Origin of the sequence: Pseudomonas sp. HAR-UPW-AIA-41 (assembly GCF_002304225.1) — a bacterium.
In the GTDB taxonomy this organism is placed as follows: Bacteria; Pseudomonadota; Gammaproteobacteria; order Pseudomonadales; family Pseudomonadaceae; genus Aquipseudomonas.
The window spans coordinates 437462-461267 of sequence record NZ_NSLB01000001.1 but is presented as its reverse complement, the minus strand read 5'-3'; the positions used below and the strand labels follow the sequence as shown (position 1 = coordinate 461267).

The window sequence follows — 23806 nt, the reverse complement described above, 5'->3', positions numbered from 1 at the left end:
AGACATAAAAAACCGCGGCTCATGGCCGCGGTTTTTCATTACCGGTCGCTTAGTGAGCGAACAGCGAACCACCTTGCTTGCCGGCCAGTTTCTCCGGCTTGATCAGGAAGCGAGCCAGTGCCGGAAGCAGCCACAGGGCACCGAACATGTTCCACAGCAGCATGAAGGTCAGCATCAGGCCCATGTCGGCCTGGAACTTGATCGCCGAGAAGACCCAGGTCACCACGCCGATCGCCAGGCACAGGCCGGTAAACAGCACCGCCTTACCGGTCGAGCGCAGCGTCTCGTAGTAGGCCTCCTGCAGCGGCAGACCGGCACGCAGGAAGCTCTCCATACGGCTGTAGATGTAGATGCCGTAGTCGACACCGATACCCACACCCAGCGCAATCACCGGCAGGGTTGCCACCTTGACACCGATACCGAGCCAGGCCATCAGCGCGTTACCCAGGATGGAAGTCAGGATCAGCGGCAGGATGATGCAGAGCATGGCGCCGAAGGAGCGGAACGTGATCAGGCACATTACGGCAACGCAGATGTACACCAGAATCAGGATCTGCAGTTCGGCCTTGGCGATTACCACGTTGGTTGCCGCTTCGATACCGGCGTTACCCGCAGCCAGCAGGAACTTGCGGTCTTCGCTGTCATGCTCGGCTGCGAAAGCCTCGACGGCTGCAACGGCACGCTTGAGGGTCTCGGCCTTGTGATCTTCAAGGAAGATCAGCACCGGCGCCAGCGAGCAATCGGTGTTGTACAGGCCCTCGGCGCGGCTGATCGAGTTGTTCAGCACGTCCTGGTTGCGCGACAAGGTTTCCCACTTCAGGTTGCCCTCGTTCATGCCCTTGATGACCTGCTTGGAGACGGTCACGAGGGAAATCGCCGACTGCACACCCTGGGTGTTCTGCATGGTCCACATCAGCTCGTCGATGGGCGCCAGGGTGTCGTAAGTCGAGCACCCTTCCGGACCGGTCTTGACCATCACCACCAGCACGTCGGAGCTGGTCGAGTAGTTCTTGATGATGAAGTCGTTGTCCTGGTTGTAGCGAGAATCCGGACGCAGCTCCGGTGCACCCTGATCGAGGTCACCGATCTGCAGATGGGCCTTCTGGTACCAGAAGCCAGCCACACCGGCGGACAGAGCAATCACCACCGAAACCGGTGCCACAACCGGGTGGGCGAAGTTCGACAGCAGACGCCAGAACGGATGTTCGCGCACGGCATCGGCCTTGCTGCGCTCGACTGCCTTCTTGCTGATGCCGATATAGGAAATCGCCACCGGAAGCAGAATCAGGTTGGTGAAGACGATCACGCCCACACCGATCGAAGCGCCGATGGCCAGCTCACGGATCACGCCGATATCGATCACCAGCAGAGTGATGAAGCCGACAGCGTCCACCAGAATGGCGATCATGCCCGGCAGGAACAGCTGGCGGAAGGTGCGGCGCGCTGCGGTCAGGGCGTTATCCGCGCCACTGGACTGCAGGGCAATACCGTTGATCTTCTGCACGCCGTGAGAAATACCGATGGCAAAGATCAGGAACGGTACCAGCATGGAGTACGGGTCGAGACCGAAGCCCACGGTGTGCATCAGACCCAACTGCCAGACCACGGCAATCAGGGTGGTGGATACCACCGAGATGGTCGAACGGATACACCAGCTGAACCAGTACAGGAGCACCAGGGTAATCGCCAGCGCGATACCGAAGAACGCCACCACCATGATCAGACCATCGATCAGGTCGCCGACCTTCTTGGCGAAACCCACGATGTGAATCTTCACATTGGGGTTCTGCGCCTGGAACTTGTCACGTACCTTTTCTTCCAGTTGGTGGGAGAACTCACGGTAGTCCAGTTTGATCAGCTTGCCCTGATCCTCAGGGTCGGGGTACGACTCCAACAGCGGGATGTCCACGGTACTGGACTTGAAGTTGTTCGCCACCATGCGTCCGATCTGGCCGGACTTGAGCACGTTGTTGCGAAGCTCTTCCAGGCTGGCAGCCGAACCGTCGTAGGTTTGCGGAATCACTTCGCCACCGGCAAAGCCTTCCTCGGTCACTTCGGTCCAGCGTACGCTCGGGCTCCACAGCGACTTCAGACCGGCACGATCAACACCGGGGATATAGAACACCTCGTCGCTGACCTGACGCAGGGTTTCCATGTACTCCTTGGTGAAGATATCGCCATTGACCGCTTCCACCGAGATCCGCACGGTGTTGCCGAGGTTCGACAGGTCGTTGCGGTGCTCCATCATGTTCTGGATGAACGGATGGCTCAGCGGAATCATCTTCTCAAAGCTGGTCGACGGACGAATCTGTGTCGCCTGCCAGCCGAGGAAGAGAGTGACCAGGGTACACAGCAGAATGACCACAGGCCGGTTGTTGAAAATAAGGCGTTCGAGAAAGGTCGCCTTGTCCTGGTGATGGTTACTCATCGCAGTCTTATCCTTGTAAAAAGCCCCGGCTTGTTATTGTTGGTCCAGGCTGGCGCCCGTCGGCGAAGCGACATGCGCACCGCCCTGCCCGACCAGGATCAAATTGCCGTCAGCTGCGGCGCTAACCGAAGAAAGAGACAGACGATCGCTGCGATTGAGCACGCTGAAGGTACGCCCGGCGTCAGTGCTCTTGAGCACGCTGCCGCCGTGACCGACGATGACCAGCGAACCATCGGACAACAGGCTGGCACCTGACAGACCGAACTCCAGCGGACCATTGGCCGCACTCAGCTCGACCTGCTGCCAGTTGCCACCGAAATCGGTGGAACGGAACAGGTGACCGCGCAGGCCATAGACCAGCACGCCGGCCGAGGCACCGTTACCGCTCACGCCAAACAACGAGCCCTCGTAGGGTCCTTTGACGGTTTCCCAGGTTGTGCCCCAGTCAGCAGAGCGGAACATGCTGCCCTGCTCGCCCACCACGAACAGACCGGAGTCGGTGATGGCGGCGATGCTGTTGAGGTGATAGCCATCCTCGTTATCCAGACGGTCGCTGACATCTTCCCAGTTCTGGCCACCGTCGGTGGTTTCTAGGAGCGCACCGTAGGCACCCACGGCCAAACCGTGCTGCTCGTTCTGGAACCAGATATCCAGCAGTGGCGCTTCACGTTCGAGATCTTCGAACTGCAAAGTCCAGGTGGCACCGGCATCGGTGGTGTGCAGAATCTGCGCATCGTGACCGACCGCCCAGCCCTTCTGCGGGCTGACAAAAAACACCGCCGTCAGCATCTGACGCGAAGGCACCTTGGCCTGAGTCCAGCTGACGCCGTTGTCATCGGAGAAAAGGACATGGCCGCGGTCACCCACCGCCACCAGACGATTGCCGGCCAGCGCAACATCCATCAGCAGGCTGTGCTGAGCTTTTGGCGAGATAACCGAATAGACGCTGGCAGGCGCAGTTTCGGCCTGAACCGGCAGAGCGGCAGCAGTCAGCAGTGACAATGCGCCAAACAGCGAAAGCGCTTTGGCCAGTGGCGAACGCAGACTCAAGGCCGACATTCCCTGGCGCGCACGCGCATCAAACGTAGTGCGCCGCATGACGGGCTCACACATACACCTTTCCCCCTTATTGTTATAGGTGGTGTAGCAGGGATACAGGGCTCCCCAACAGAACACCTATGCTATCCAGCTTTGAAAAGCCCTGACAATCGGCGTGTCGTTATGTTTTGTAAGCCATGACTTGACGACCATAACAAAAAGGCCGCTACAAGTAGCGGCCTTTTTGTTCAACACAGACGAATCAGCGGGTACCGCGACGACGCAGGGCAGACGGCTTGAAGTAACCGTCATCCGGAATCGCCTGGCTGAAATCGATGGTTGCAGGCTCTTCGTTATCCAGGTTCTGCACGTGGTAACGACGCGCTTGCAGATCGTGGAACACATCCAGCGCAGACCAGGTGGTCGGCAGCTCGTAGTAGTTCTTCAGATAAGCCACAGACACACGCCACAGCTCACCACGACCGTCGTACTGATCGACAACCGCAGCCTGCCAGCTGTCCTCGTCGAGGAACAGGGTACGCTTGGAGTAGATGTGACGGGCACCGGACTTCAGAGTGCCTTCAACAACCCACACGCGGTGCAGCTCGTTGCGAGTAAACTGCGGGTTCAGGTGGCCAACTTTCAGCAGATCCTCGTACTTAACGTCAGGGCTGGTGACCTTGTAGTTGTTGTACGGGATATAGACTTCTTTCTTGCCGACCAGCTTCCAGTTGTAGCGATCCGGCGCACCATTGTACATATCGGTGTCGTCGGCAGTACGCAGACCGTCAGCAGCAGCAATCGGGGTGTCATAGGCCAGGTTCGGCGCACGACGCACGCGACGCTGACCAGCGTTATAGCCCCAGGCCTGACGCGGGTCTTTCACCTGATCCAGAGTCTCATGTACCAGTACGGCACCACCAGCCAGACGCGCCGGGCTCTTGGTGAAGGACAGGTAGTAGAACATGATGTTGTTCAGGTCAGCGTACGAGCCTTTCGGATCGTAGTACTTGAACATGGCTTCCTGCTGCGAGGTCACCAGGGTGTAAGCACCGTTACGCTGCACGGCCACTTCCGAAGCACGGCGCACGATGTAGGAACCACGGTAGCGGGCGATGTGGTTCCACAGAGCCTCAACACCATTCTGCGGAATCGGGAATGGAATACCGCCGTAGGCATCAGAGAATCCGTTACCGCCATCCATCAGCTTGGCGCTGGTGGCATTCTTGATGGTGTTGTCGTACACCCACTGCGGCGCGGAACCAGAGCGACGGCTCTGGTAAACAGGCATCTGGAAGCTGTTCGGATAGGCATTGAACAGGGCGATCTGACCTGGGGTCAGGTTGGCCTTGTACTGATCCAGATTGGCCTTGGTAATGGTGAACAGCGGCTTGTCACCGGCAAACGGATCAACATGGTGCTGACCCGGCTTGCTGTAACCAGCCGGAGCCTTGGTGATGCCACCGGTCCACTCAGGAATGGTGCCAGCCGCGTTGGCCGCTTTTTCGGCGCCGAAGGGAGTCAGGGATTTACCCAGTTTGGCAGCCTCTTCCGAGGAAACAGCCGCCAGGGCGCTACCAGCAGAAAGCGCAAAGGCAACAGCCGCGCCAATCAGCGTGTGCTTTTTCAGCATTGTGGTTCTCCGTGGTGAATCAGCAGCCGGGCACAGACGTACCCGGTGCATTTTTAATAGTTATTAGAAGGAGTATTTGACGTTCAGACCGACGTTGTCGCGGTCGCGCGTGTTGTTGTTCTGACCGGCACCGTAAAACTCGGTGTACTGCAGCTCGGCTTCCAGCGCATTCATGTAACTGGCGCGCAGACCCAGAGTATAAGCCTTGCGACCTTCGATGAAGTTGCCAGTCTGGTGCGAGTTACCCTCGAAGTCATCCTTGTAGACCACAAAAGGCGAAAAGTTTACCCCAGCGTAGACGTCGTTCCAGGTACCTTGCAGCAACAGGGTATAGCCGTAGGCATTCTTGTTGATCTGGTCATCGCGATCGTAACCCGAAGCATAGGAGCCGTTCGCACGACCGGCGTAGTACAAATTCTCAACACGGCCAGTACTGGCATTCAGCCCCATGTACTGCAGATCACTGCCACGCACGTGCTCGGAAGCCAGCTCAGCTACGCCAAACAGCGAGTCAAAGCTCAGCGCCGTTCCGAAGTTCTGAATCGCCCCAATGGAGGTATTGAAGGCTTCGACACGCTCATAGTTGGAGAGTGTGCGATTGCCATTCAGACCAACAGACTGACCGCCTACGCTGACATTCTGCCCCAGCGCGACCTGAGTTGCCTGCCCCAGCAACTGACCCAGCAGATCGTTAGTCGTTGCGATACCAATCGGCAGATTCGGGCGGTAAGCCAACTCACCAAAGACCGAGGTTTCATCCAGGGTGGTATTGAAGCTCAGGCCATACGTACGGATATCTTCCACATACTCACGGCGAGCACCCACCTGATTGGCAACATCGACAGCCAGCAAGCCGGCAGCAACACGCTGCTGAGCAGCCAAGCCACCACCACCCGCCGCCGCGACAACGTTGCCATTAGTTACAAGAGCGTTATATTCGAGACCGGTAATACCATCATATGCAGTATTGATGTCAGCATTGATGTAGGGCTCCTTCGAGTGGTAATTGACGAAGTAGGCTCCAAACTCGGTCGAATTCAATTCCTCCATCACATACTTGAAGGAGACGCCGAACTGCCCATCGTTCTTGGCATTTATATCGGTGCCAATATCAGCGACATTGAAGGCATTGCCATTGGCAAACTGACTACCCTGAAGCCCCCCAGTCCCTGGAGCAACCGCGCCAGTAATCCCTGAGAACCCACCATACGCAAGCATGTTATACAGCGAAGTATTGTTCACACCCGGATTCGGAACTCCACTAAAGAACGCGGCTCCAGGCGAGAGCAGGCCCGCAAGCGAACCGCTCTGGTTGTAAGCAGTATTACCACCATCAGCAAACAGATCAGTTTCAGAGAAGTAGGTACCTACCGGATCAATGGCCGTTTCTTTCCAGTTGAACTGGTAGAATGTTTCCATCGACAGGTTGTCGGTCAGACCCAGGTTGAAGCTCAGCGCCTCCACCGGCACCAGCACTTCCTTCAGCTCCGAACCCGGCAGGCGGAACTTGGCAGCATCCACCGGGTTGGTGGTGTTCACACCGCCACGGTAGAAAATACCCTCACCCCAGTTGAATACCTGACGACCCAGACGGGCGCCAACCGGCATATCGGCCACATCCCAGTTGCCGTAGACATAGGCATCGAGGATTTCAGCATTACGACCGGCCTTGTGGCGGGTCTCATAGGTAAAGCTGTCGTCGTTCGGGTAGTTCTGCGACGGCTGAACCGGGGTATTGGCATCGTAGTAATCGTTGCGCTTATCCATGATCTGGGTGTCATAGAAAGCGGTGCCGCGCACAAAGGCGCCGTAATTCTGATAGGTCACTTCCAGATCGGAAGTCACCTTGTACACTTCGGAAACCAAGCCGGTATCGAAGTTGCGGTTGCCGTCGTTACCGTTGATATCGTTATTGGTCTTGTCCTGCCCCTGCACGCGCCACAACTGGCCGTAGGACACGGTGGTATCGATGGATCCATTGACTTCGCCCTCGGCGAAGCTGAATTCAACTGCATTGGCATGTGCTGCGACCAGCAGCGGCAACACGCCCGCAAGGGCAAAACCGGCCTTGATCGGCGCCAAGCCGAGCATTGGCTTACGGCATTTGATTTCCATCGACATTTACTCCAGGACAGATCGTTATAGCCCCGCAGACAGGGCACTTATAAGTCGCTAACCACGACCCTTCTAGCCAACGCGACGCCCGCAAACCGCAGCATCAGCACAAAACCGTTTTTTGAACGCAAAGATCAAGCCAAAAAACAGAGCACAAAGCCCCACACGCTCGATTTACTCATATTCAAAAAATGACCAACGATTCACTCGGATAATTCCGAACAACACCCCCGCTAACGGCGCAATTGGCCACCCCCTTTGGCGCCAATTGCTACAGATCGCCACAACCTCGCCGGCACGGCCCAAGCATTGAGCACCATCCAACCCAACCAAAACGTGTAAAAAAGTTACACGGAGCGTTACAGAAAATATTCGGTAACAAGCCTTAAGCCAGACTCTTGCTCACAACCTCATAAACATCCGGCGATAGCGCCGGCTCGGCCATGATGCGCTGCAGCTGTTCGCGCATCTGCGCCTGCCGTGCCGGGGCATACTTGCGCCAGCGGGTGAGCGGCGTCAGCAGGCGCGAGGCGATCTGCGGATTGAGGGCATTGAGGATGATCACCTGGTCGGCCAGGAAGCGGTAACCGGCGCCATCAGCCCGGTGGAAGTTCACCGCATTCTGATTGGCGAAGGCGCCGATCAGCGAGCGCACCTTGTTCGGGTTCTTCAGGCTGAAAGCCGGATGCGCCATCAGCGCCTGCACTCGCTCAAGACCACCCGGCAGGCTGCAACCAGCCTGCACACTGAACCACTGATCCATCACCAGCGGATCATCCTTGAACTGCTCGGCGAACTGCGCCAATGCGCGCGACTTCTCGGCTTCATGGGATGAATTGACCAGCACCGCCATGGCATGCAGGCGCTCGGTCATATTGTCGGCGGCAGCAAACTGCTCTTCGCACGCCGCCAGCACCTCGGCATCGCCCAGGATCATCAGGTAGGACAGGGCAATATTCTGCAGGCCCCGGCGGGCAATCTGCCCGGCCGTGGCCGCATAGGGCTCGGCGCGCGAAGCCGCGCGGGCCTGCTGGTAGCGCTGCAGCAATTGGGGCTTGAGCGCCATGGCTAGCTGCAGACGGGCAAACTCACGCGCCGCATGAATGGCCTCGACATCCGCCACCTCGCTGATCTCGGTGAGGTAGGCCTCGCTGGGCAGCGCCAGCATTTCGGCAACCATGGCCGGGTCCAGCGCCTCATTGTCCAGCACGCTGCGCAGCGCCTCAACCAGGCGCACATCCAGCACCAGCGGCTCGCCACGTTGATGCTGGCCAACCAGATCCTGCAACACCTGCACCGCCAGCTGCTGACCAGCCTCCCAGCGGTTGAAACCGTCCGAATCGTGCTGCATGAGGAACATCAGCTGATCGCGGCTATAGGGAAAGTGCAGCTTGACCGGCGCCGAGAAGCCCCGCAGCAGGGATGGCAGCGGCTTGTCGGCCAGATTGAGGAAGGTGAAGGCCTGCTCGCTCTCGGTGATCTGCAGGACGCGCACAATACCCACTGGCGCGTCCTCCCCTACCAGCTGCAGCGGCAGCTCACGACCCTGGTCATTGAGCAGCGCCAGCTCCACCGGAATGACAAAAGGCTCCTTCTTGCCCTGCCCCGGCGTGGCCGGGCAGCTCTGGCGGAACGCCAGGCGATAGGTATTGGCCGCCGGGTCATAGCTCTCGCTGACCTCCAAGCGCGGCGTACCGGCCTGACTGTACCAGCGCTTGAACTGGGTCAGATCGACGCCGTTGGCATCTTCCATGGCCTTGATGAAATCATCACAGGTCACGGCCTGGCCGTCATGACGGTCGAAGTACAGGTCGCTGCCCTGACGGAAGCCCTTGGCCCCCAGCAGGGTTCGCAGCATGCGCACCACTTCCGAACCTTTCTCGTAAACGGTCAGGGTGTAGAAGTTGGAAATCTCGATAAAGGACTCCGGGCGCACCGCGTGAGCCATGGGACCGGCATCCTCGGCGAACTGGTTGGTACGCAGGAAGGCCACATCCTCGATGCGCTTGACCGTGCGCGAATTCATGTCAGCCGAGAACTCGGCATCGCGGAACACGGTAAAGCCTTCCTTGAGCGACAGCTGGAACCAGTCACGGCAGGTCACCCGGTTACCCGACCAGTTGTGGAAGTATTCGTGGGCCACCACCGCTTCGACCCGCTGGTGGGCGGCATCGGTGGCGGTTTCCGGGTGCGCCAGCACGCAGCTGGAGTTGAAGATATTAAGGCCCTTGTTCTCCATGGCGCCCATGTTGAAGTCGTTGACCGCCACGATCATGAAGATATCCAGATCGTATTCACGGCCGTAGACCTCCTCGTCCCACTTCATGGACTTCTTCAGGCTGTCCATGGCGTGCTGCAGCTTGCCGATATTTTCCGGCTCCACGTAGATGCGCAGCGCCACCTCGCGCTGGCTCATGGTGGTGAAGCTGTCTTCCAGGCACCAGAGGTCACCAGCTACTAGGGCAAACAGATAGGCCGGCTTCATGAACGGGTCCTGCCAGGTTGCCCAGTGCCGGCCGCCTTCTTCTTCACCACTGGCAATCGGGTTGCCGTTCGACAGCAGCACCGGGTAGCGCTGCTTATCGGCGCTGAGCGTGGTGGTGAACTTGCTCATCACGTCCGGGCGGTCGAGGTAATAGGTGATCTTGCGGAAACCCTCGGCCTCGCACTGGGTGCAGAACATCTTGCCGGACTTGTACAGGCCTTCCAGCGCGGTATTGGCCTCCGGATGGATACGCACCGTGCTGTCGATGACGAAGCTGGCCTGCGTCGGCTGCAGGGTCAGGTGACTGTCATCCAGCTGGTAGTCGCCAGCCGCCAGCTCGCGATCATCGAGTTTCAGCGAGAGCAGTTCGAGCTGCTGGCCATCGAGCACCAGCGGCGGCAGATCAGTGCCACGCGCCGGATTGCGGCGCAGGATCAGCTGCGCGTGAACCAGGGCCTGGTCCTCGAACAGCTCGAAGGTCAGGTGAGTCTCGTCGATCAGGTAGTCGGGGGCCTGATAGTCCTTGAGGAAAATGACTTTCGGTTGATCGTTGCGCATGGCTTGTGGCCCTTACTGAGAAATGGCGACCTGGTAGGCCGTGAATTTACGAAGATTGATCACGCCGGTATCGAGCAGCAGATACTGGCCCTTGATGCCCAGCAGCGTACCCTCGACCAGTGGCGTTTTTTCCAGATCCAGACTGACGATCTTGGCCGGATAAGCCGTGACCGGATAGCGAATTTCTACCAGCTCGGCGTCCGCCAGCGGCTGAATGGCCTGCAGGCCAAAACGCTGCTGCAGCGCCGACACCCCTTCGGAGCAATGGTCAAACAGCTGCTCACGCACCGCCGGCAGATCAACCGCCTCGGCGTCACCCTTGAGCAGCGCGCGCCAGTTGGTGCGATCAGCCACCTGACTGCGCAGCAGGTCTTCGACCAGTCCGGACTGCTGCCGGGTGGCTACCCGCAGAATCGGCAGCGCCTGACTGGCGCCCTGATCGATCCAGCGCGTCGGCACCTGGGTCGCGCGGGTAATGCCGACCTTCACCCCGGAGGAATTGGCCAGGTAGACCACATGATCGGTCATACAGAACTGCTCGCCCCAGCTCGGCTCGCGGCAGGTTCCCGCCTCGTAGTGGCATTTTTCCGGACTGACGATGCAGCTGTCGCACTGCGCCAGCTTGGTAAAGCAGGGATAGCAGTACCCCTGAGAAAAGCTCTTTTTCGTCTTGCGCCCGCAGTGGGTGCAGTGGATCGCCCCGAGATATTCGATACGCAGCGACTGGCCGATCAGCGGATTGACCTCGACCCGCTGATCATCCAGACAGAACTGATAACTGACCGGCGCCGCCAGCTGCGCCGCCATCTTGCGCAGCGCGCCCTGGCCCAGCAATGCCATCAGTGCAGGGTATCCGCTTTGCTGCTGAACAGGATGTTCGGCACTTCATGAGCCTTGGACTGACACTCCTGCGGGCCCATGTAACCGGTACGCTGATCTTCCGGGACATGCTTGAGCTCATAGGCAATCATCGCCTGCAGACAAAGCTCCTTCTGCTCCTGACTCAGCTTGCGCCCATCCGGCCACTTGCCGATTTCCACCGCCAACTTGAAGCTCTCATAGACTTCGACACTGATGGTGCTGGCCACTTCAGCAAAATTCGACATGGACTCACTCCGCAACAGCAATTGAATATGCCGGGCATTCTACTGGCGCGAACGCGCCAGCGCACCGCCCAGCAGACCGGTACCACAACCCGCCAGAAGGCCCGCGACATGCGCCGCATTGGCAATGGCCGCCAGCTGTACCAGCTCGAAGATACCGGTCATGCACACCAGCAGCCAGATCAGCATCATGCCGACCACACCCGGCGGCAGGCGATAGAGTGGATTGGGTGCGAGCTTCTGGTAGATCCAGCAATGCCCGAGCAGGCCATAGAGCACGCCGGACAGTCCGCCGAACAGGCCCGGCCCGCTCCAGACGTACTGGCCGATATTGCTGATCAGGCTGTAACTGAGCACCAGCATCAGCAGCACCAGACCGCCCTGGCGCCACTCGATGCGGCGCCCCAGCTCCCAGATCCACAGGCTGTTCATCGCCAGATGCAGCACGCCGAAATGCAGCAGCGCCGGCGACCACAGGCGCCACCACTGGCCGGCAGCCAGACTGTCACTCAGGGGCACGAACAACAGGTGCTGCCCCTCTACCCGGAAATCCATGAAGCTCAGCCAGCGCACCACTGCCAGGTTCTCGCCACCCCAGCTGAGCAAGGCCACCAGCAAGGTCACCGCCAGCAGCACCAGCGTCAGCGGCGCCGCGCGCAGCGTGCGCCAGAACCCCGGTCGCCCGGCGGCAACCGGCGCGGCCGGCAGCTCGGCGCCCTGCGGGTAGCGCTCGAACAACCCGCGCACCTGTTCGGCCACCGCCTCATCCGGTACCCAGAGCAACTGCTCACCCGCCTCTTCGGTGACCCGGTGAGGCAGTTGCAGGCGCTGCAGCAACTGCACGAATGCCGCCAGATCCTGCTCGACCGGCAAACGCATGGCCAGTACCGCACTCATGGCCGGCGCTCCGGCCGCTCGACATCGACCCAGACGAACTTGCCCGGGTCGAGCTGCGTTTCATCGTCCAGGCGATAGGCCACCAGCTTTCCGTACTTGACCGCGCTGTAGTCGAGGCAGGCCAGATTCGGACGGATCGGCGCCGGCGTGCCGGCCCGCCAGTAGTGACCGACAAACAGCAGCGGCTCATCGCGCCCGTAGAGCATCAGCCGGGATTTCTGTTCGCTGGACAACGGATGACCGGCAATCCCCTCGGGCAAGGCATCGGGCTGAAACACCACATCGCCATAGGTCTGCGGCTCATCATCGGCTTCCCAGAAACGGGTGCGGAAAAACGCACGGGTAATACCGTCATGCCCTGTCAGCGTGAGGCCGTGGGGCAGACGCAGATCCAGCCCGCGCAGCAGTCGCTCGCTGATCCGGTGCGCCACGCTGCCGCGCTCGCCGGCCTGCTGCACGAATTGCCGGTCGATGCGCGCATCGGCATGACGCGTGCGCAGGGCCTGCACCAGTTCCGGGTCCCAGCAGGCATGCACCAGACGGAAACGGCCGGCATCCAGCAGCAGCGGCAACTGATAGAACCAGTCGAGGCTGTCGCGCCACTCCTGCGGATGCTGCTCGAACTGCGCCAGGGTCTCGCGGATCATCCGTTCATGCCGCGGCGTGTGCTCACGCACATACTGCTGCGCCGAACCCGCCGTGGCCGGGGTGGTCCAGGCCAGGGCATTGAATTCGTGATTACCCATCAGGCACAGCGCGCTGCCGCCCTCGACCATGCGCCGGACAATCTCCAGCGCCTCGCGGATGCGCGGGCCACGGTCAATGATGTCGCCGACGAACAGCGCCATGCGCTGCGGATGACGCCACACGCCCGCCTGCTGACGGTAACCCAGCTGCTCCAGCAGGCGCGCCAGGGTCAGCGCACAACCATGCACATCGCCGATCAGGTCATAGCCACGCGAGGAGTCGAGCATCAGTCGCTCCCGCCGAGGCGACTCCCCCAGCCCAGTTTGGTTCGACAGACCTCATAGTAGTTGTGATCCAGCGGATGAATCAGCGTCAACTTCTGCGGTTTCTTGCCCACCGTGATGGTGTCGCCTGGGGTACAGGTGAAGTGGTTCTGCCCGTCGCAGGAAACCAGCGGGTAGATCTGCAGATCGGGCGAGACCACCACCTTCAGCTCACTGCTGCTGTCGACCACGATCGGCCGGCTGGACAGGGTGTGCGGGCACATCGGCACAATCACGATGGCATCCAGCTTGGGATGCATGATCGGCCCGCCCGCCGACAGCGAGTACGCCGTGGAGCCGGTTGGCGTGGCGATGATCAGGCCATCGGCCTTCTGTGTGCAGACGAAATGACCGTCGATATACAGCTCGAACTCGATCATCTTGGTCGACTTGCCCGGGTGCAGCACGATGTCATTCAGCGCATCGCCCTGCCCCATGGCTTCACCATGCCGACGCACTTCGGCCTGCAGAAGAAAGCGACTTTCGGTCAGGTAGTCACCCTTGAGCACCTCGGCGACCTTAAGCTCCAGCTCGTCCGGGCGGATATCGGTGAGAAAGCCCAAGCTACCGCGGTTGATGCCCAGGACCGGCACGCCGGAGCCGGCCAGCGCGCGGGCGGCGCCCAAGAGACTGCCATCACCACCGACGACGATGACCAGATCACAGATCTCGCCCAGATGGCGTCGCGTGCTGGTCTGCAGGCCATGGCCGGGCAGCATCTCGGCGATGGCATCCTCGAGGATCACATGCAGCTGACGATCGAGAAGAAATTTCTTCAGGCGGCGAATGGTATCGAGCACCTGGGAACTGCCCAGACGACCGATGATGCCGATATTGCGAAACTGATCCATGGCACTCCCTGAACGACAGACCCGCGGGGCGCAAACGCACCACTGAGGGCTGGCACAGCCGCCAGAGACGCGGCAACGATGCCGCCGATTATGGGCTATTGCCGCAAGCCCGGGCAAACCGCGCTGCGCTATGCTGGCGCCATGCATCCCTTTAGCGAACTGGCCGATCTGCCCCACCGCCTGCACCAGCCGGCGTTACGCGACCTGGCCTGGACCCTGACCTCGCCGCCCCTGCTGCTGGACGCGGGCATCGCTCAGCGCCATCCGCTGGCGGGCAGCCACTGGGCCGACAACCCCGAGCGCCTGGCCGCCTGGCTGACGCACCTCGATCAACAGCCGGAACCCCTGCAGCACTGGCTGCAAAGCAGTCACAACCAACGCCTGGGTCATTACTACGAACGCCTCTGGCAATTCGCCCTGCAGCAGGCACCCGGTGTGCGCCTGCTGGCGGCCAATCTGCCGGTGCGTCAGGGCCAACTGACCCTGGGCGAGCTGGATCTGCTGCTGGAGGACCGCGACGGCGTGCATCATCTGGAACTGGCGGTAAAGTTATACCTCGGCTGCCCACCCCTCACCGAACAATGGCAACGCTGGATCGGCCCAGGCCGGGAGGACCGCCTGGACCGCAAGCTGAATCACCTGCGCCAGCATCAGCTGCAGCTGGCGCAATCCCATGCCGCGCGCCAACTGCTGCGCAGCCTGGCGACCGACACGGTGAATGCCGCTGCCTGGCTGGGTGGCTACCTGTTCCGGCCCTGGCAGATACCCGTTGCAGACCCCGTCGGCGCCAACCCACAAGGACTGAGCGGCGACTGGCTGCACCGGGCGCAACTGGACGATTATGTGCAGCAAAATGCCGACTGCCGCTGGGTACTACTGGAGCGACTGCAATGGCTGGCCCCCGCCGATCGCAGCAATCAGTCCTGCCACCCCATCAGCGACCTGCCGGCCTGGTGGGATACCCTGCCGCAGCAGCCCCCACGCGCGCAATTGATTGCCTTGCTGGAGTCAACGCACGACGGCCATTGGCAGGAAGTACGGCGCAGTTTCATCTGCGCCGATGACTGGGCGTCAGCTGCTGCGCTCGGTACGCCCGCCGGAACGGGCCAGATAACCTGAGCCGGTCTCGCACAGCAGACCATCGCGCTGCACGGCCGGCAGGGCGTCCACGCCATCGCGCAGGGCGTAGGCGCTGAAGCCCAGCTCACTGAGCAGGAACACCGCACTAGCACTGCGCTTGCCGCTGTCGCAGTAACACAGGTAGGTACGCTGCGGATCGAGCAGACGCGCCTTGAGCCGCAACAGGTGCAGCGGCATGTTCAGCGCCTGCAGGGCATGTGCCCGCTCATATTCCTCCTGCTGACGCACATCCAGCCACTGCGCACCCTCGGCCAGCAGACGTGCCCCCTCACCGAGGGATACCTCATGCACCACCGGGGCCTTGAGCAGAGCCAGGAAGTCGTCGCGATCCAGCCGCAGTACCACGCCATCCTCCAGCATGGTCACGCTGGCATTGCGCGGCCGGTCGGCCAGCAGCGCCTCCTCACCGAAACAGGCCCCCACCTCCAGTTCGGCCAGCACCTGCTGCGCCGAGCCTTCATCACGCATGACTTCGGCGCGACCGCTCTTGAGGAAGTAGCAGCAGTCCCCCAGCTCACCCTGACTGATGATGCGCTGATCAGCCTGTACGCTGAGCGACTGCATGCGCTGGAACATGCTGCGCACATTGCCCGGCGGCACCTTGTTGAACAGCGGATTGGCCAGCAGCGCTTCCAGCCACTCCACATCCTCGCCGGTATCCTGCAGTTCCAGCAGCAGATCCTGATAGGACAGGCGCCAAGTCAGCAGGCGGTTGAAGGTGGCACTGTCCAGCGCCAGCACGCTGACATCGCTCAGCGCGACCGCCTCGTGCAGGCGCGGCAAGGTAGGCGACAGCGGGTGGCAGCTTTCTGCCGAACCGGCCTGCAGCACCTGCTCGACACCCTGTGCGTCCCGCAGAAGCAACTCGCCACTGAGCAGGTAATAGGTCAGTGCCGTCTGCTCGCCCAGCGCGAACAGCCGCTGCCCGGCCAACAGCAACCGAGGCACCAGTTGCGGACGCAGCTCACGCCACTGCAACTCCGACAGCACATTGAGCGGCGTCAGACTGCGCAACTGTTCAGGACTCAGGGGATGGCTCATGGCTGCGCTAACTCCGCACACTCGAACATTCATCTGGCCAACAGGGATCGCCGCCCCTGCAGACCACCACCGTGCAGCAGAACCACACGGCTACCGGCAGCAAGGTAACCGCCAGCCGCCTGCTGCTGCAACGCCAGCAGCAACTTGGCGCTGTAAACCGGCTCGAAGTACATACCGCTCTGCGCCTCGCAATCCTGCATGAAGTCCAGCAGCGCCTGATCGAATCGGCCAAAGCCGGCGCCACAAGCCTCCAGCAATCGGAACTGCCGGCGCTCGCACTGCGCCTGCTGCAACTGCGCCTCGATCTGCTCCCCCACGCCATAGCGCGCCGGCACAGCCAGTGCGCCAATCAGTTCAGGCCCTGCCGGCAAGGCCAGTTGCAAACCGACCAGCGTGGTGCCGCTGCCTACCGCCAACCACAACTGCTGGTAATCGTCCCAACCGAGCCCCTCCAACTGCGCCTCGATCATTTCGGCAATCGCGGCACAGCCTTCGGTTCCAGGCAGGCCTCCGCCACCTTCGGGCACCGGGTGATAGCCCGGATAGCGCTCCAGCCAGGGCTGCCAGAATGCAGCCTGATAGCGCTGCCGGTACTCGCCGTAGCCAAGCCAGTGCACCTGCATACCCATGGCCTGCAAATCAGCCACCGTAGCCGTATCTTGCGGCTCACCGCGCAGCAGGCCGACCGTGGAGAAACCAAAGCGTTGCCCGGCAGCCGCCAGAGCATGCAGATGATTGGAGTGAGCACCGCCGACACTGATCAGCCCAGGCGATCCACCCGCCTCGGCAACCCGCAGGTGGCCCTTGAGCTTGAACCACTTGTTGCCACTGAGCAGTGGATCCAGCAGATCCAGGCGCAGGATCGCGGCCTCGATGCCAGCAGCCTCAAGCCAGGACAGATTCAGGGACTGCAAGGGCGCACGCGGCGCCCATTGATGCCAGGCCGAGGTCACTCAGCTGACAGTACGCAGCTTGCTGCTGGCCTTGTGCCGGGCACAGCAATTGGAGTCGCCACTGATGAAGCGGCTTGGCGTGTCGACCCGGTCAATCGGCATTCCGCAACGCTCGCCGTTGGGCAGCAGCGCCTCACAGCTGGGCATCTGATAGTGCGCCAGCCACTGACAATACTGTGGCTCGGACACGAAACACTTGGCCGCCACGTAAGCCATGGGGTTTTCCTGATAGCGCGCAATGTCCTGCAGGGCGATGGTCAGGTGACCTGCCCCCGGGTGGTAAACCACAAACACCACACCCAGCTTGCTCAACTGCTCGAGAACCTGCCCGTCACCCTGGCCGCGGGCCTGCTCCACCTGCTCGTGCAGGCGCGCAATTTCCTCCCGCAACTGAGTCTCCTGCTCCTTGCGATAGGCCAACTCGACATCACGCAAGGCCACCTGCTCCTGGTGTTCCACCACGGCAGCGGCAATCTTGGCCTTCAGCTCGCTGTCGAACTGGGCACGCAGCAAGTCGACCTGGTTTTTGCCGAGTTTTTCCAACTCACGCTGCTGCTGACTGATCTCCTCACGCGAGGCAGCAAACGCATCGGCCTGCGCCGCCAGCTGCGCCTTGAGGCTGGCATTGAGTTCTTCCTGCTGCTTCAACTGCTGCTGCAGAGCCTGCGCCTGCTGCTTAAGTGTTGCCAGCTGCTGCTCCGCGACCAGACGGAACTTGGCGAGCTCCTCCTCGTGCTGCTGGCTCAGGGTGGCGATGCGCAGGCGTTCCTGCTGGATCAGGTGCGCCGTCTTCTGTCGGTGCTGCTCTTCCAGCTCGGCCGCACGCTTCTCGATCTCTTCCTGACTGGCCGAGGCCGGGGCATACCAGCGGTCTTCGGAAACCATCTGCAGGCGGTCCAGCTCCACCGGCTGCGGCATCTCCTCTTCGACCAGAATCCCCAGATTGTTGCGTTTGACCGCATCGCGAATCAGCGCCAAATCGTTGCCCGAGGAGGACAGATTGGGATCCCACAGGTGCATCTGGTGCCAGGAAACCGGACACTGGCTACGGCAGGCCAGGCGGATCGGGCCTGCGCCCAGATCCGGACCACGCCCGGCACGCTCGGCCAGGTGCCGCAGCGGAATATTCCAGCCTTTGTCGGCCTCGCCACGCTCGTCGAAATCGAGCAAGAAAAGCACCACCGAGCGAACCAGCAGACGCGGATTGATCAGTACATAGGCGCAACGCACCTGCTGATCGGCAAAGTCATGCATCCGCACCACGTTATCCAGCAACGCCTCGAATTCCGGATAATGCATCTCCTTGCAGATGCCGCGTTCATTGAAGAACAGCACGGCTTCCACCATCTGTGGTTTGTTCTGCAGGCTCATGACAATTCCTCTCACCTCAGGCACACGCAGGCGCTCAGCCAGAACCCTGGCTGGCGCAAGCGATTTCCCCATCAGTCTAGGGGAAAAGCTCAGACGGGCAATGTGACTGGGTTGGCACTCGCCCGCCGGCCACCGCCACGAAGAAAGCGCAGCACCGCAAAACTGTGACCAAACGCATGCACCAATAAAAACGCCCGCCATCCCTGGAAGGATGGCGGGCGCCTGTCAGCCCGGCTTAGAGCGCCGCAGCCAGTCGAGAACCCTGGTTGATGGCGCGCTTGGCGTCCAGCTCGGCAGCCACATCGGCCCCGCCGATCAGGTGCACCTTCTGCCCCGCAGCTTCAAGGCCAGCCTGCAGTTCACGCAGCGGGTCCTGACCGGCACAGACGATCACGGTATCCACCGGCAAAACCTGCGGCTCGCCTTCGGCAATGCGGATGTGCAGACCGGCGTCATCGACCTTGAGGTACTCCACCGAATTGAGCATCTGCACCTGCTTGCTCTTCAGACCGGCACGGTGAATCCAGCCGGTGGTCTTGCCCAGACCGTCACCCACCTTGGATTTCTTGCGCTGCAGGAGGAATACCTGACGCGCAGGAGCATGGGGCTCAGGCTGAATACCCGCAACACCGCCGCGCGCTTCCAGCGTGGTGTCGATACCCCACTCGTGCCAGAACGCATCACGGTTGAGACTGGTGGCCTCGCCCTGATGAGTGATGAACTCGGAAACATCGAAACCGATACCCCCAGCACCGATCACAGCCACTTTCTGCCCAACCGGTTTGCGCTGCAGGATGGCATCCAGATAGCTGATCACCTTCGCGTGCTCGATACCCGGAATGCCCGGGGTGCGGGGCACGATACCGGTGGCCAGAATGATCTCGTCGAAGCCGCCCTTGACCAGATCATCAGCCGATACGCGGGTGTTCAGGCGCAGATCGACACCGGTCGATTCCAGCTTCTTCTTGAAGTAGCGCAGCGTCTCGTAGAACTCTTCCTTGCCCGGTACACGCTTGGCCACATTGAACTGACCACCGATCTCGGAGGCCGCATCGAACAGCGTCACGCTGTGGCCACGTTCAGCCGCCACTGTGGCTGCCGAGAGGCCCGCAGGACCGGCACCCACCACGGCAATCTTCTTCACCTGAGTGGTCGGGATGTAGTTCAGCTCGGTCTCATGGCAGGCGCGCGGATTGACCAGACAGCTGGTCAGCTTGCCACCAAAGGTATGGTCCAGACAGGCCTGGTTGCAGCCGATGCAGGTATTGATCTCGTCGGCACGACCGGCAGCGGCCTTGTTGACGAATTCCGGGTCGGCCAGGAACGGACGGGCCATCGAGACCATGTCGGCATCACCGGCGGCCAGCACTTCCTCGGCCACATCCGGAGTATTGATGCGGTTGGTGGTGCACAGCGGAATGCTGACCTCGCCACGCAGTTTGGCCGTTACCTTGGTGAACGCCGCACGCGGCACCTTGGTGGCAATGGTCGGAATGCGCGCCTCGTGCCAGCCGATACCGGTGTTGATAATGGTGGCACCGGCCTTCTCGATGGCCTTGGCCAGCAGGACGATTTCATCCCAGGTGCTGCCGCCCTCGACCAGATCGAGCATGGACAGGCGGTAAATGATGATGAAGTTGGGGCCAACGGCTTCACGCACGCGGCGCACGATCTCGACCGGCAGGCGCATGCGGTTCTCGTAGCTGCCGCCCCAGCGGTCAGTCCGCTGGTTGGTGTGAGCTACCAGGAACTGGTTGATGAAGTAACCTTCCGAACCCATGATCTCGACGCCGTCGTACTCGGCGACCTGAGCCAGCTTGGCGCAATTGACGAAATCAGCGATCTGCTTCTCGATGCCCTCTTCGTCCAGCTCCTTGGGCTTGAACGGGTTAATCGGCGCCTGAATGGCGCTCGGAGCAACCTGCTTGGGGCTGTAGGCATAACGACCGGCATGCAGGATCTGCATACAGATCTTGCCATCGGCCTCATGTACCGCGCGGGTCACGATCTTGTGCTTTTCAGCTTCTTCCAGTGTGGTCAGCTTGGCCGCACCGGAATAGACGCCACCTTCCTCGTTCGGGCCGATGCCACCGGTCACCATCAGGCCGACGCCGCCGCGGGCACGCTCGGCAAAATAAGCGGCCATGCGCTCGAAACCACCCGGCTTCTCTTCCAGACCGGTGTGCATGGAGCCCATCAGGGTCCGGTTCTTCAGGGTGGTGAAACCCAGATCCAGCGGGGCCAGCAAATTCGGATATTGCGCGACAGTCATGGTCACTCCACAGCAGTCAGGTTCACGGTATGCCGCCGGCTCATGACCAGGCGATCGGTTTATGCAGCAGACGATAAAGAGCCACCCGCCGGGGCTCAATGATCAAAACTGACAACTTAATGACTCTAAATAACAGCAAGGCTTGGCAAACCCGGCAGCGCCTTTTACTCTGCAGCCTCAGCCTCCATCCGGACTCCAGCATGCGCCGCGCCATCCGCCTCAGCCTACTGCCTGCTGCGCTTTTGGCCGTCTACGCCGGCTGGACCCAGTGGCAACCGCAAAGCCACTACCTCAGTGATCTGCGCAGCAGCGTTACCCTCAACTACGGCACCCCGGGCACTCGCGGCAATCTGCTGGGCATCCAGCCCGAGTTGTTCAGCACCGACTACCAGAGTAGCCAGCATCTTTATCTCAAGCTCTCCGCCTACCTGGAAAAAGCTCGTCATGAAGGTCTGCTCAATGCGCGCAGTATCGTGATCCTGCCCGAGCACATCGGTACCTGGCTGGTCGCCGCCGGAGAAAAACCGCAGGTCTTTGCCTCAGAGACACTGGACGAGGCCATGCTCTGGCTAGCCCTCAACCATCCACTCGACCTGCTCGGGGCCCTCCTTGCCAGTCAGGGCAGTGACCGACTTAGCGACGCACTGTTTCGCATGAAGGCCGAACAGATGGCCAATGACTACCAGAGCCTGTTCGGGGGCCTGGCCGAGTCCTTTGGCGTAACCCTGGTCGCAGGCTCCATCGTGCTGCCGGAGCCTGAAGTCGTAGACGGCATTCTGCGCATCGGGGATGGCCCGCTGTACAACATCAGTCTGGTCTTCGGCCCGGATGGCGCCCCGCTGGGCCAGCCGCAGCGCAAAGCCTTCCCAATCCCGGACGAAACCGGCTTCACTGCCGCCGCGCCAAGCGCTGCACTGCAGGTCATCAAAACGCCTGCCGGACGCCTCGGCGTGCTGATCTGTGCCGACAGCTGGTACCCCGACAGTTACCTTCCCTTGACTCAGGCCCAGGTCGATCTGCTGGCGGTTCCGGCCTTTCTCACCGGCAACCGGCACTGGCAGAAACCCTGGGGGGGCTATACCACCTTCGCCGGCACGCCCGGGGATGTCGATACAGCCCCCACCAGCATCAGTGAGGGCGAAGCCTGGCAACGTCACTCGCTGCCTGCCCGCCTGAGCAGCACACCGGCTCGCGCCGGACTGACCGTGTTCATGCGCGGCCAGCTGTGGAACCTCGGCAGTGACGGACGCAGCATGCTTGCCTTACCTGACCGGCACTTGCTCGCCCCCGATCAACCCGGCACACAACTGGTCAACCTGTGGCTCTGAACAGCAGCAAACTGCGCGTGCGTCTGGGCGATCTGTCCGTCGGTTTCGTGCAGAGCCTGGCGGCCGCCATGCGTCAGCTGGACGCCGATCCGGCAGCGCTGCTGAGCCAGTTTCATCTCAGCCCTCAACGCCTGAGCAAAGCCCGCGAACGCCTGTCCATTCCCCGTTTCATGCGCCTGGGACATGCCGCCATCAGCCTTACTGGCGAGCCAGCACTTGGGCTGCTCATGGGACAGCTGGGGCATATCAGCCAGGCAGGCCTGGCGGGAGTCACTGCCGCCCAGGCCCCCACACTCCGCGAGGCGGCCAGGACCCTGATTCGCTTCGAGCCGTTATACGCTCACAACTACCGCGGTCAGTCGAGTTTCAGCGAGGACCCGCAGGGTGCTTGGCTGCGCTTTTACTCGATCAGCCCCTACAACCACTTCAATCACTTCGTGGTCGACTCGGTACTGGCCGGCTGGCTGCATCAGCTCAGCGGTGTGTGCGGTCGCGCCCTGACAGCCGAACGGGTGCACATCGAGTTTGCCCCTCCCAGCTATGCCGAACGCTATGAAAGCTGCTTTGGCGTTGCCCCCGAGTTCTCGGCGTCAGGCAATGCCCTGCGCCTGAACAACGCCAGCCTGGATATTGAAATCCCGACCCACTGCCCGAGCACCTGGCAACAGATGCTGGAACTGGCCGAGGCACAGCTGGAACAGTTGACCCGCACGCGCAGCCTGCGCGAACGCCTGACCCAGCGCCTAGGCCCGCTACTGCACGGACGTGAACCGCAACTTGAGGAGCTGGCGCAGCAGCTGCAGATGCCCAGCTGGACACTGCGGCGCAAACTGGCCGAAGAAGGCACGCAGTTCCGCGTCATCCTCAACGAGACCCGACGCGACCTGGCGATGACTTACATACGTGACACCGAACTGGCGTTCGGTGAAATTGCCTACCTGCTGGGATTTGCCTCGGCCGAGGCATTCCAGCGTGCCTTCAAGCGCTGGAGCGAACTGACTCCCGGAGAGTTCCGCCGACTCCAGCGCCAGCAGGCGGCTGGCTGATTACATCTCGGTGGCGTCATCCACCGGCTCTGCTGCGTCCTGCTCACAGGCATGCAGTTCGAGCCACTCTTCCTGATAATCGTCCATTGGGCTTCCTCCTTTACTGACAAAACGATCCTAACAAAGACCGTGCCAGTGAAGCTAAAGATCCCGGGTGACAAAAAAATTACAGAATGTAAATCGCAGACAAAGAAAAAGCCCCGAGTCTTTCGACTCGGGGCTTTCGTATATGGCGCAGCGGACGGGACTCGAACCCGCGACCCCCGGCGTGACAGGCCGGTATTCTAACCGACTGAACTACCGCTGCGCGTCGGTCTCACAACAACTTGGTGGGTGATGACGGGATCGAACCGCCGACCCTCTGCTTGTAAGGCAGATGCTCTCCCGGCTGAGCTAATCACCCGCTCTGTGTTGCGAGGCGCGCACTTTAAGCAGAGCCGAATCCTAAGTCAACACCCTGCTTGAACTTTTTTCTCTCCAACACATTTTTGCCTAGCAGCGGCCGACCATGACACGCCCAAAAACCGCACCATGGCG

At 61.0% G+C, this 23806-nt stretch carries 17 protein-coding genes and 2 tRNA genes; 3 read left to right on the top strand and 16 right to left on the bottom strand.

Annotated elements, in window-relative coordinates:
• Positions 1-49: 49 nt before the first annotated feature.
• The 10 genes from CK486_RS02100 to CK486_RS02055 all read right to left on the bottom strand — a co-directional run bounded on the left by CK486_RS02100 (position 50) and on the right by CK486_RS02055 (position 14118).
• On the bottom strand, positions 50-2428 hold the full coding sequence (locus tag CK486_RS02100; RefSeq protein ID WP_095938617.1) for an RND family transporter: 2379 nt from the start codon (positions 2426-2428) through the stop codon (positions 50-52).
• A 33-nt stretch (positions 2429-2461) separates the two neighbouring features.
• Positions 2462-3541: a YCF48-related protein gene (locus CK486_RS02095; RefSeq protein WP_095938616.1), complete on the bottom strand. Its 1080-nt coding sequence runs from the start codon at positions 3539-3541 to the stop codon at positions 2462-2464.
• Between the two features lie 187 nt (positions 3542-3728).
• On the bottom strand, positions 3729-5099 hold the full coding sequence (locus CK486_RS02090) for a DUF1329 domain-containing protein (protein WP_095938615.1): 1371 nt from the start codon (positions 5097-5099) through the stop codon (positions 3729-3731).
• A gap of 63 nt (positions 5100-5162) precedes the next feature.
• Positions 5163-7214: a DUF1302 domain-containing protein gene (locus CK486_RS02085; RefSeq protein ID WP_095938614.1), complete on the bottom strand. Its 2052-nt coding sequence runs from the start codon at positions 7212-7214 to the stop codon at positions 5163-5165.
• Positions 7215-7599: 385 nt separating this feature from the next.
• A complete protein-coding gene (gene pepN / locus CK486_RS02080) occupies positions 7600-10257 on the bottom strand; it encodes an aminopeptidase N (RefSeq protein WP_095938613.1) in 2658 nt (885 codons plus the stop codon).
• Between the two features lie 12 nt (positions 10258-10269).
• On the bottom strand, positions 10270-11097 hold the full coding sequence (locus tag CK486_RS02075) for a DUF2797 domain-containing protein (RefSeq protein WP_095938612.1): 828 nt from the start codon (positions 11095-11097) through the stop codon (positions 10270-10272).
• Positions 11097-11363: a YeaC family protein gene (locus CK486_RS02070; protein ID WP_095938611.1), complete on the bottom strand. Its 267-nt coding sequence runs from the start codon at positions 11361-11363 to the stop codon at positions 11097-11099. The genes CK486_RS02075 and CK486_RS02070 overlap by 1 nt, the downstream gene beginning before the upstream one ends.
• A gap of 39 nt (positions 11364-11402) precedes the next feature.
• On the bottom strand, positions 11403-12257 hold the full coding sequence (locus CK486_RS02065; RefSeq protein ID WP_095938610.1) for a rhomboid family intramembrane serine protease: 855 nt from the start codon (positions 12255-12257) through the stop codon (positions 11403-11405).
• Positions 12254-13231: a metallophosphoesterase gene (locus CK486_RS02060; RefSeq protein ID WP_095938609.1), complete on the bottom strand. Its 978-nt coding sequence runs from the start codon at positions 13229-13231 to the stop codon at positions 12254-12256. The genes CK486_RS02065 and CK486_RS02060 overlap by 4 nt, the downstream gene beginning before the upstream one ends.
• On the bottom strand, positions 13231-14118 hold the full coding sequence (locus tag CK486_RS02055) for an NAD(+) kinase (RefSeq protein ID WP_095938608.1): 888 nt from the start codon (positions 14116-14118) through the stop codon (positions 13231-13233). Before CK486_RS02055 ends, CK486_RS02060 begins: the two co-directional genes overlap by 1 nt.
• A 78-nt stretch (positions 14119-14196) precedes the next feature.
• On the opposite strand from CK486_RS02055, the gene CK486_RS02050 reads away from it, so the two are divergent.
• A complete protein-coding gene (locus CK486_RS02050; RefSeq protein WP_256574340.1) occupies positions 14197-15237 on the top strand; it encodes a DUF1853 family protein in 1041 nt (346 codons plus the stop codon).
• Here CK486_RS02050 and CK486_RS02045 read toward each other — a convergent pair.
• The 4 genes from CK486_RS02045 to CK486_RS02030 form a co-directional block, all read right to left on the bottom strand.
• Positions 15190-16299 (bottom strand): cyclic nucleotide-binding domain-containing protein, encoded by a 1110-nt coding sequence (locus tag CK486_RS02045; RefSeq protein ID WP_095938607.1) that lies wholly within the window; start codon positions 16297-16299, stop codon positions 15190-15192. The two genes, CK486_RS02050 and CK486_RS02045, sit on opposite strands and share 48 nt — an antisense overlap.
• Before the next feature lie 29 nt (positions 16300-16328).
• A complete protein-coding gene (locus CK486_RS02040) occupies positions 16329-17213 on the bottom strand; it encodes a 1-aminocyclopropane-1-carboxylate deaminase/D-cysteine desulfhydrase (RefSeq protein WP_256574339.1) in 885 nt (294 codons plus the stop codon).
• A 39-nt stretch (positions 17214-17252) separates the two neighbouring features.
• The gene (locus tag CK486_RS02035; protein WP_095938605.1) at positions 17253-18623 is read right to left on the bottom strand and encodes a chromosome partitioning protein ParA; all 1371 of its coding nucleotides are present in this window, start codon (positions 18621-18623) and stop codon (positions 17253-17255) included.
• A 235-nt stretch (positions 18624-18858) separates the two neighbouring features.
• Positions 18859-20895 carry an NADPH-dependent 2,4-dienoyl-CoA reductase gene (locus tag CK486_RS02030; protein WP_095938604.1) on the bottom strand — a complete coding sequence of 679 codons (2037 nt, stop codon included), beginning with the start codon at positions 20893-20895 and terminating at the stop codon, positions 18859-18861.
• Between the two features lie 200 nt (positions 20896-21095).
• Between CK486_RS02030 and CK486_RS02025 the strand changes: the two genes are divergently transcribed.
• Positions 21096-22223, top strand: a complete 1128-nt coding sequence (locus tag CK486_RS02025; RefSeq protein ID WP_095938603.1) for a carbon-nitrogen hydrolase family protein — start codon at positions 21096-21098, stop codon at positions 22221-22223.
• A gap of 68 nt (positions 22224-22291) precedes the next feature.
• Positions 22292-23269 (top strand): AraC family transcriptional regulator, encoded by a 978-nt coding sequence (locus CK486_RS02020; RefSeq protein WP_095939040.1) that lies wholly within the window; start codon positions 22292-22294, stop codon positions 23267-23269.
• Positions 23270-23499: 230 nt separating this feature from the next.
• On the opposite strand, the gene CK486_RS02015 is transcribed toward CK486_RS02020, so the two are convergent.
• Together CK486_RS02015 and CK486_RS02010 are read right to left on the bottom strand one after the other, a co-directional pair.
• Positions 23500-23576, bottom strand: a tRNA-Asp gene (locus tag CK486_RS02015).
• 20 nt (positions 23577-23596) lie between these two features.
• Positions 23597-23672 (bottom strand) — tRNA-Val (locus CK486_RS02010).
• Positions 23673-23806 lie beyond the last annotated feature (134 nt).

What these genes read in the sequence shown, in the direction of transcription:
- CK486_RS02100 (WP_095938617.1), bottom strand. Translation starts at nt 2,428, where the DNA reads ATGAGTAACCATCACCAGGACAAGGCGACCTTTCTCGAACGCCTTATT.
- CK486_RS02095 (WP_095938616.1), bottom strand. Translation starts at nt 3,541, where the DNA reads ATGTGTGAGCCCGTCATGCGGCGCACTACGTTTGATGCGCGTGCGCGC.
- CK486_RS02090 (WP_095938615.1), bottom strand. Translation starts at nt 5,099, where the DNA reads ATGCTGAAAAAGCACACGCTGATTGGCGCGGCTGTTGCCTTTGCGCTT.
- CK486_RS02085 (WP_095938614.1), bottom strand. Translation starts at nt 7,214, where the DNA reads ATGGAAATCAAATGCCGTAAGCCAATGCTCGGCTTGGCGCCGATCAAG.
- pepN (WP_095938613.1), bottom strand. Translation starts at nt 10,257, where the DNA reads ATGCGCAACGATCAACCGAAAGTCATTTTCCTCAAGGACTATCAGGCC.
- CK486_RS02075 (WP_095938612.1), bottom strand. Translation starts at nt 11,097, where the DNA reads ATGGCATTGCTGGGCCAGGGCGCGCTGCGCAAGATGGCGGCGCAGCTG.
- CK486_RS02070 (WP_095938611.1), bottom strand. Translation starts at nt 11,363, where the DNA reads ATGTCGAATTTTGCTGAAGTGGCCAGCACCATCAGTGTCGAAGTCTAT.
- CK486_RS02065 (WP_095938610.1), bottom strand. Translation starts at nt 12,257, where the DNA reads ATGAGTGCGGTACTGGCCATGCGTTTGCCGGTCGAGCAGGATCTGGCG.
- CK486_RS02060 (WP_095938609.1), bottom strand. Translation starts at nt 13,231, where the DNA reads ATGCTCGACTCCTCGCGTGGCTATGACCTGATCGGCGATGTGCATGGT.
- CK486_RS02055 (WP_095938608.1), bottom strand. Translation starts at nt 14,118, where the DNA reads ATGGATCAGTTTCGCAATATCGGCATCATCGGTCGTCTGGGCAGTTCC.
- CK486_RS02050 (WP_256574340.1), top strand. Translation starts at nt 14,197, where the DNA reads ATGCCGCCGATTATGGGCTATTGCCGCAAGCCCGGGCAAACCGCGCTG.
- CK486_RS02045 (WP_095938607.1), bottom strand. Translation starts at nt 16,299, where the DNA reads ATGAGCCATCCCCTGAGTCCTGAACAGTTGCGCAGTCTGACGCCGCTC.
- CK486_RS02035 (WP_095938605.1), bottom strand. Translation starts at nt 18,623, where the DNA reads ATGAGCCTGCAGAACAAACCACAGATGGTGGAAGCCGTGCTGTTCTTC.
- CK486_RS02030 (WP_095938604.1), bottom strand. Translation starts at nt 20,895, where the DNA reads ATGACTGTCGCGCAATATCCGAATTTGCTGGCCCCGCTGGATCTGGGT.
- CK486_RS02025 (WP_095938603.1), top strand. Translation starts at nt 21,096, where the DNA reads ATGCGCCGCGCCATCCGCCTCAGCCTACTGCCTGCTGCGCTTTTGGCC.
- CK486_RS02020 (WP_095939040.1), top strand. Translation starts at nt 22,292, where the DNA reads ATGCGTCAGCTGGACGCCGATCCGGCAGCGCTGCTGAGCCAGTTTCAT.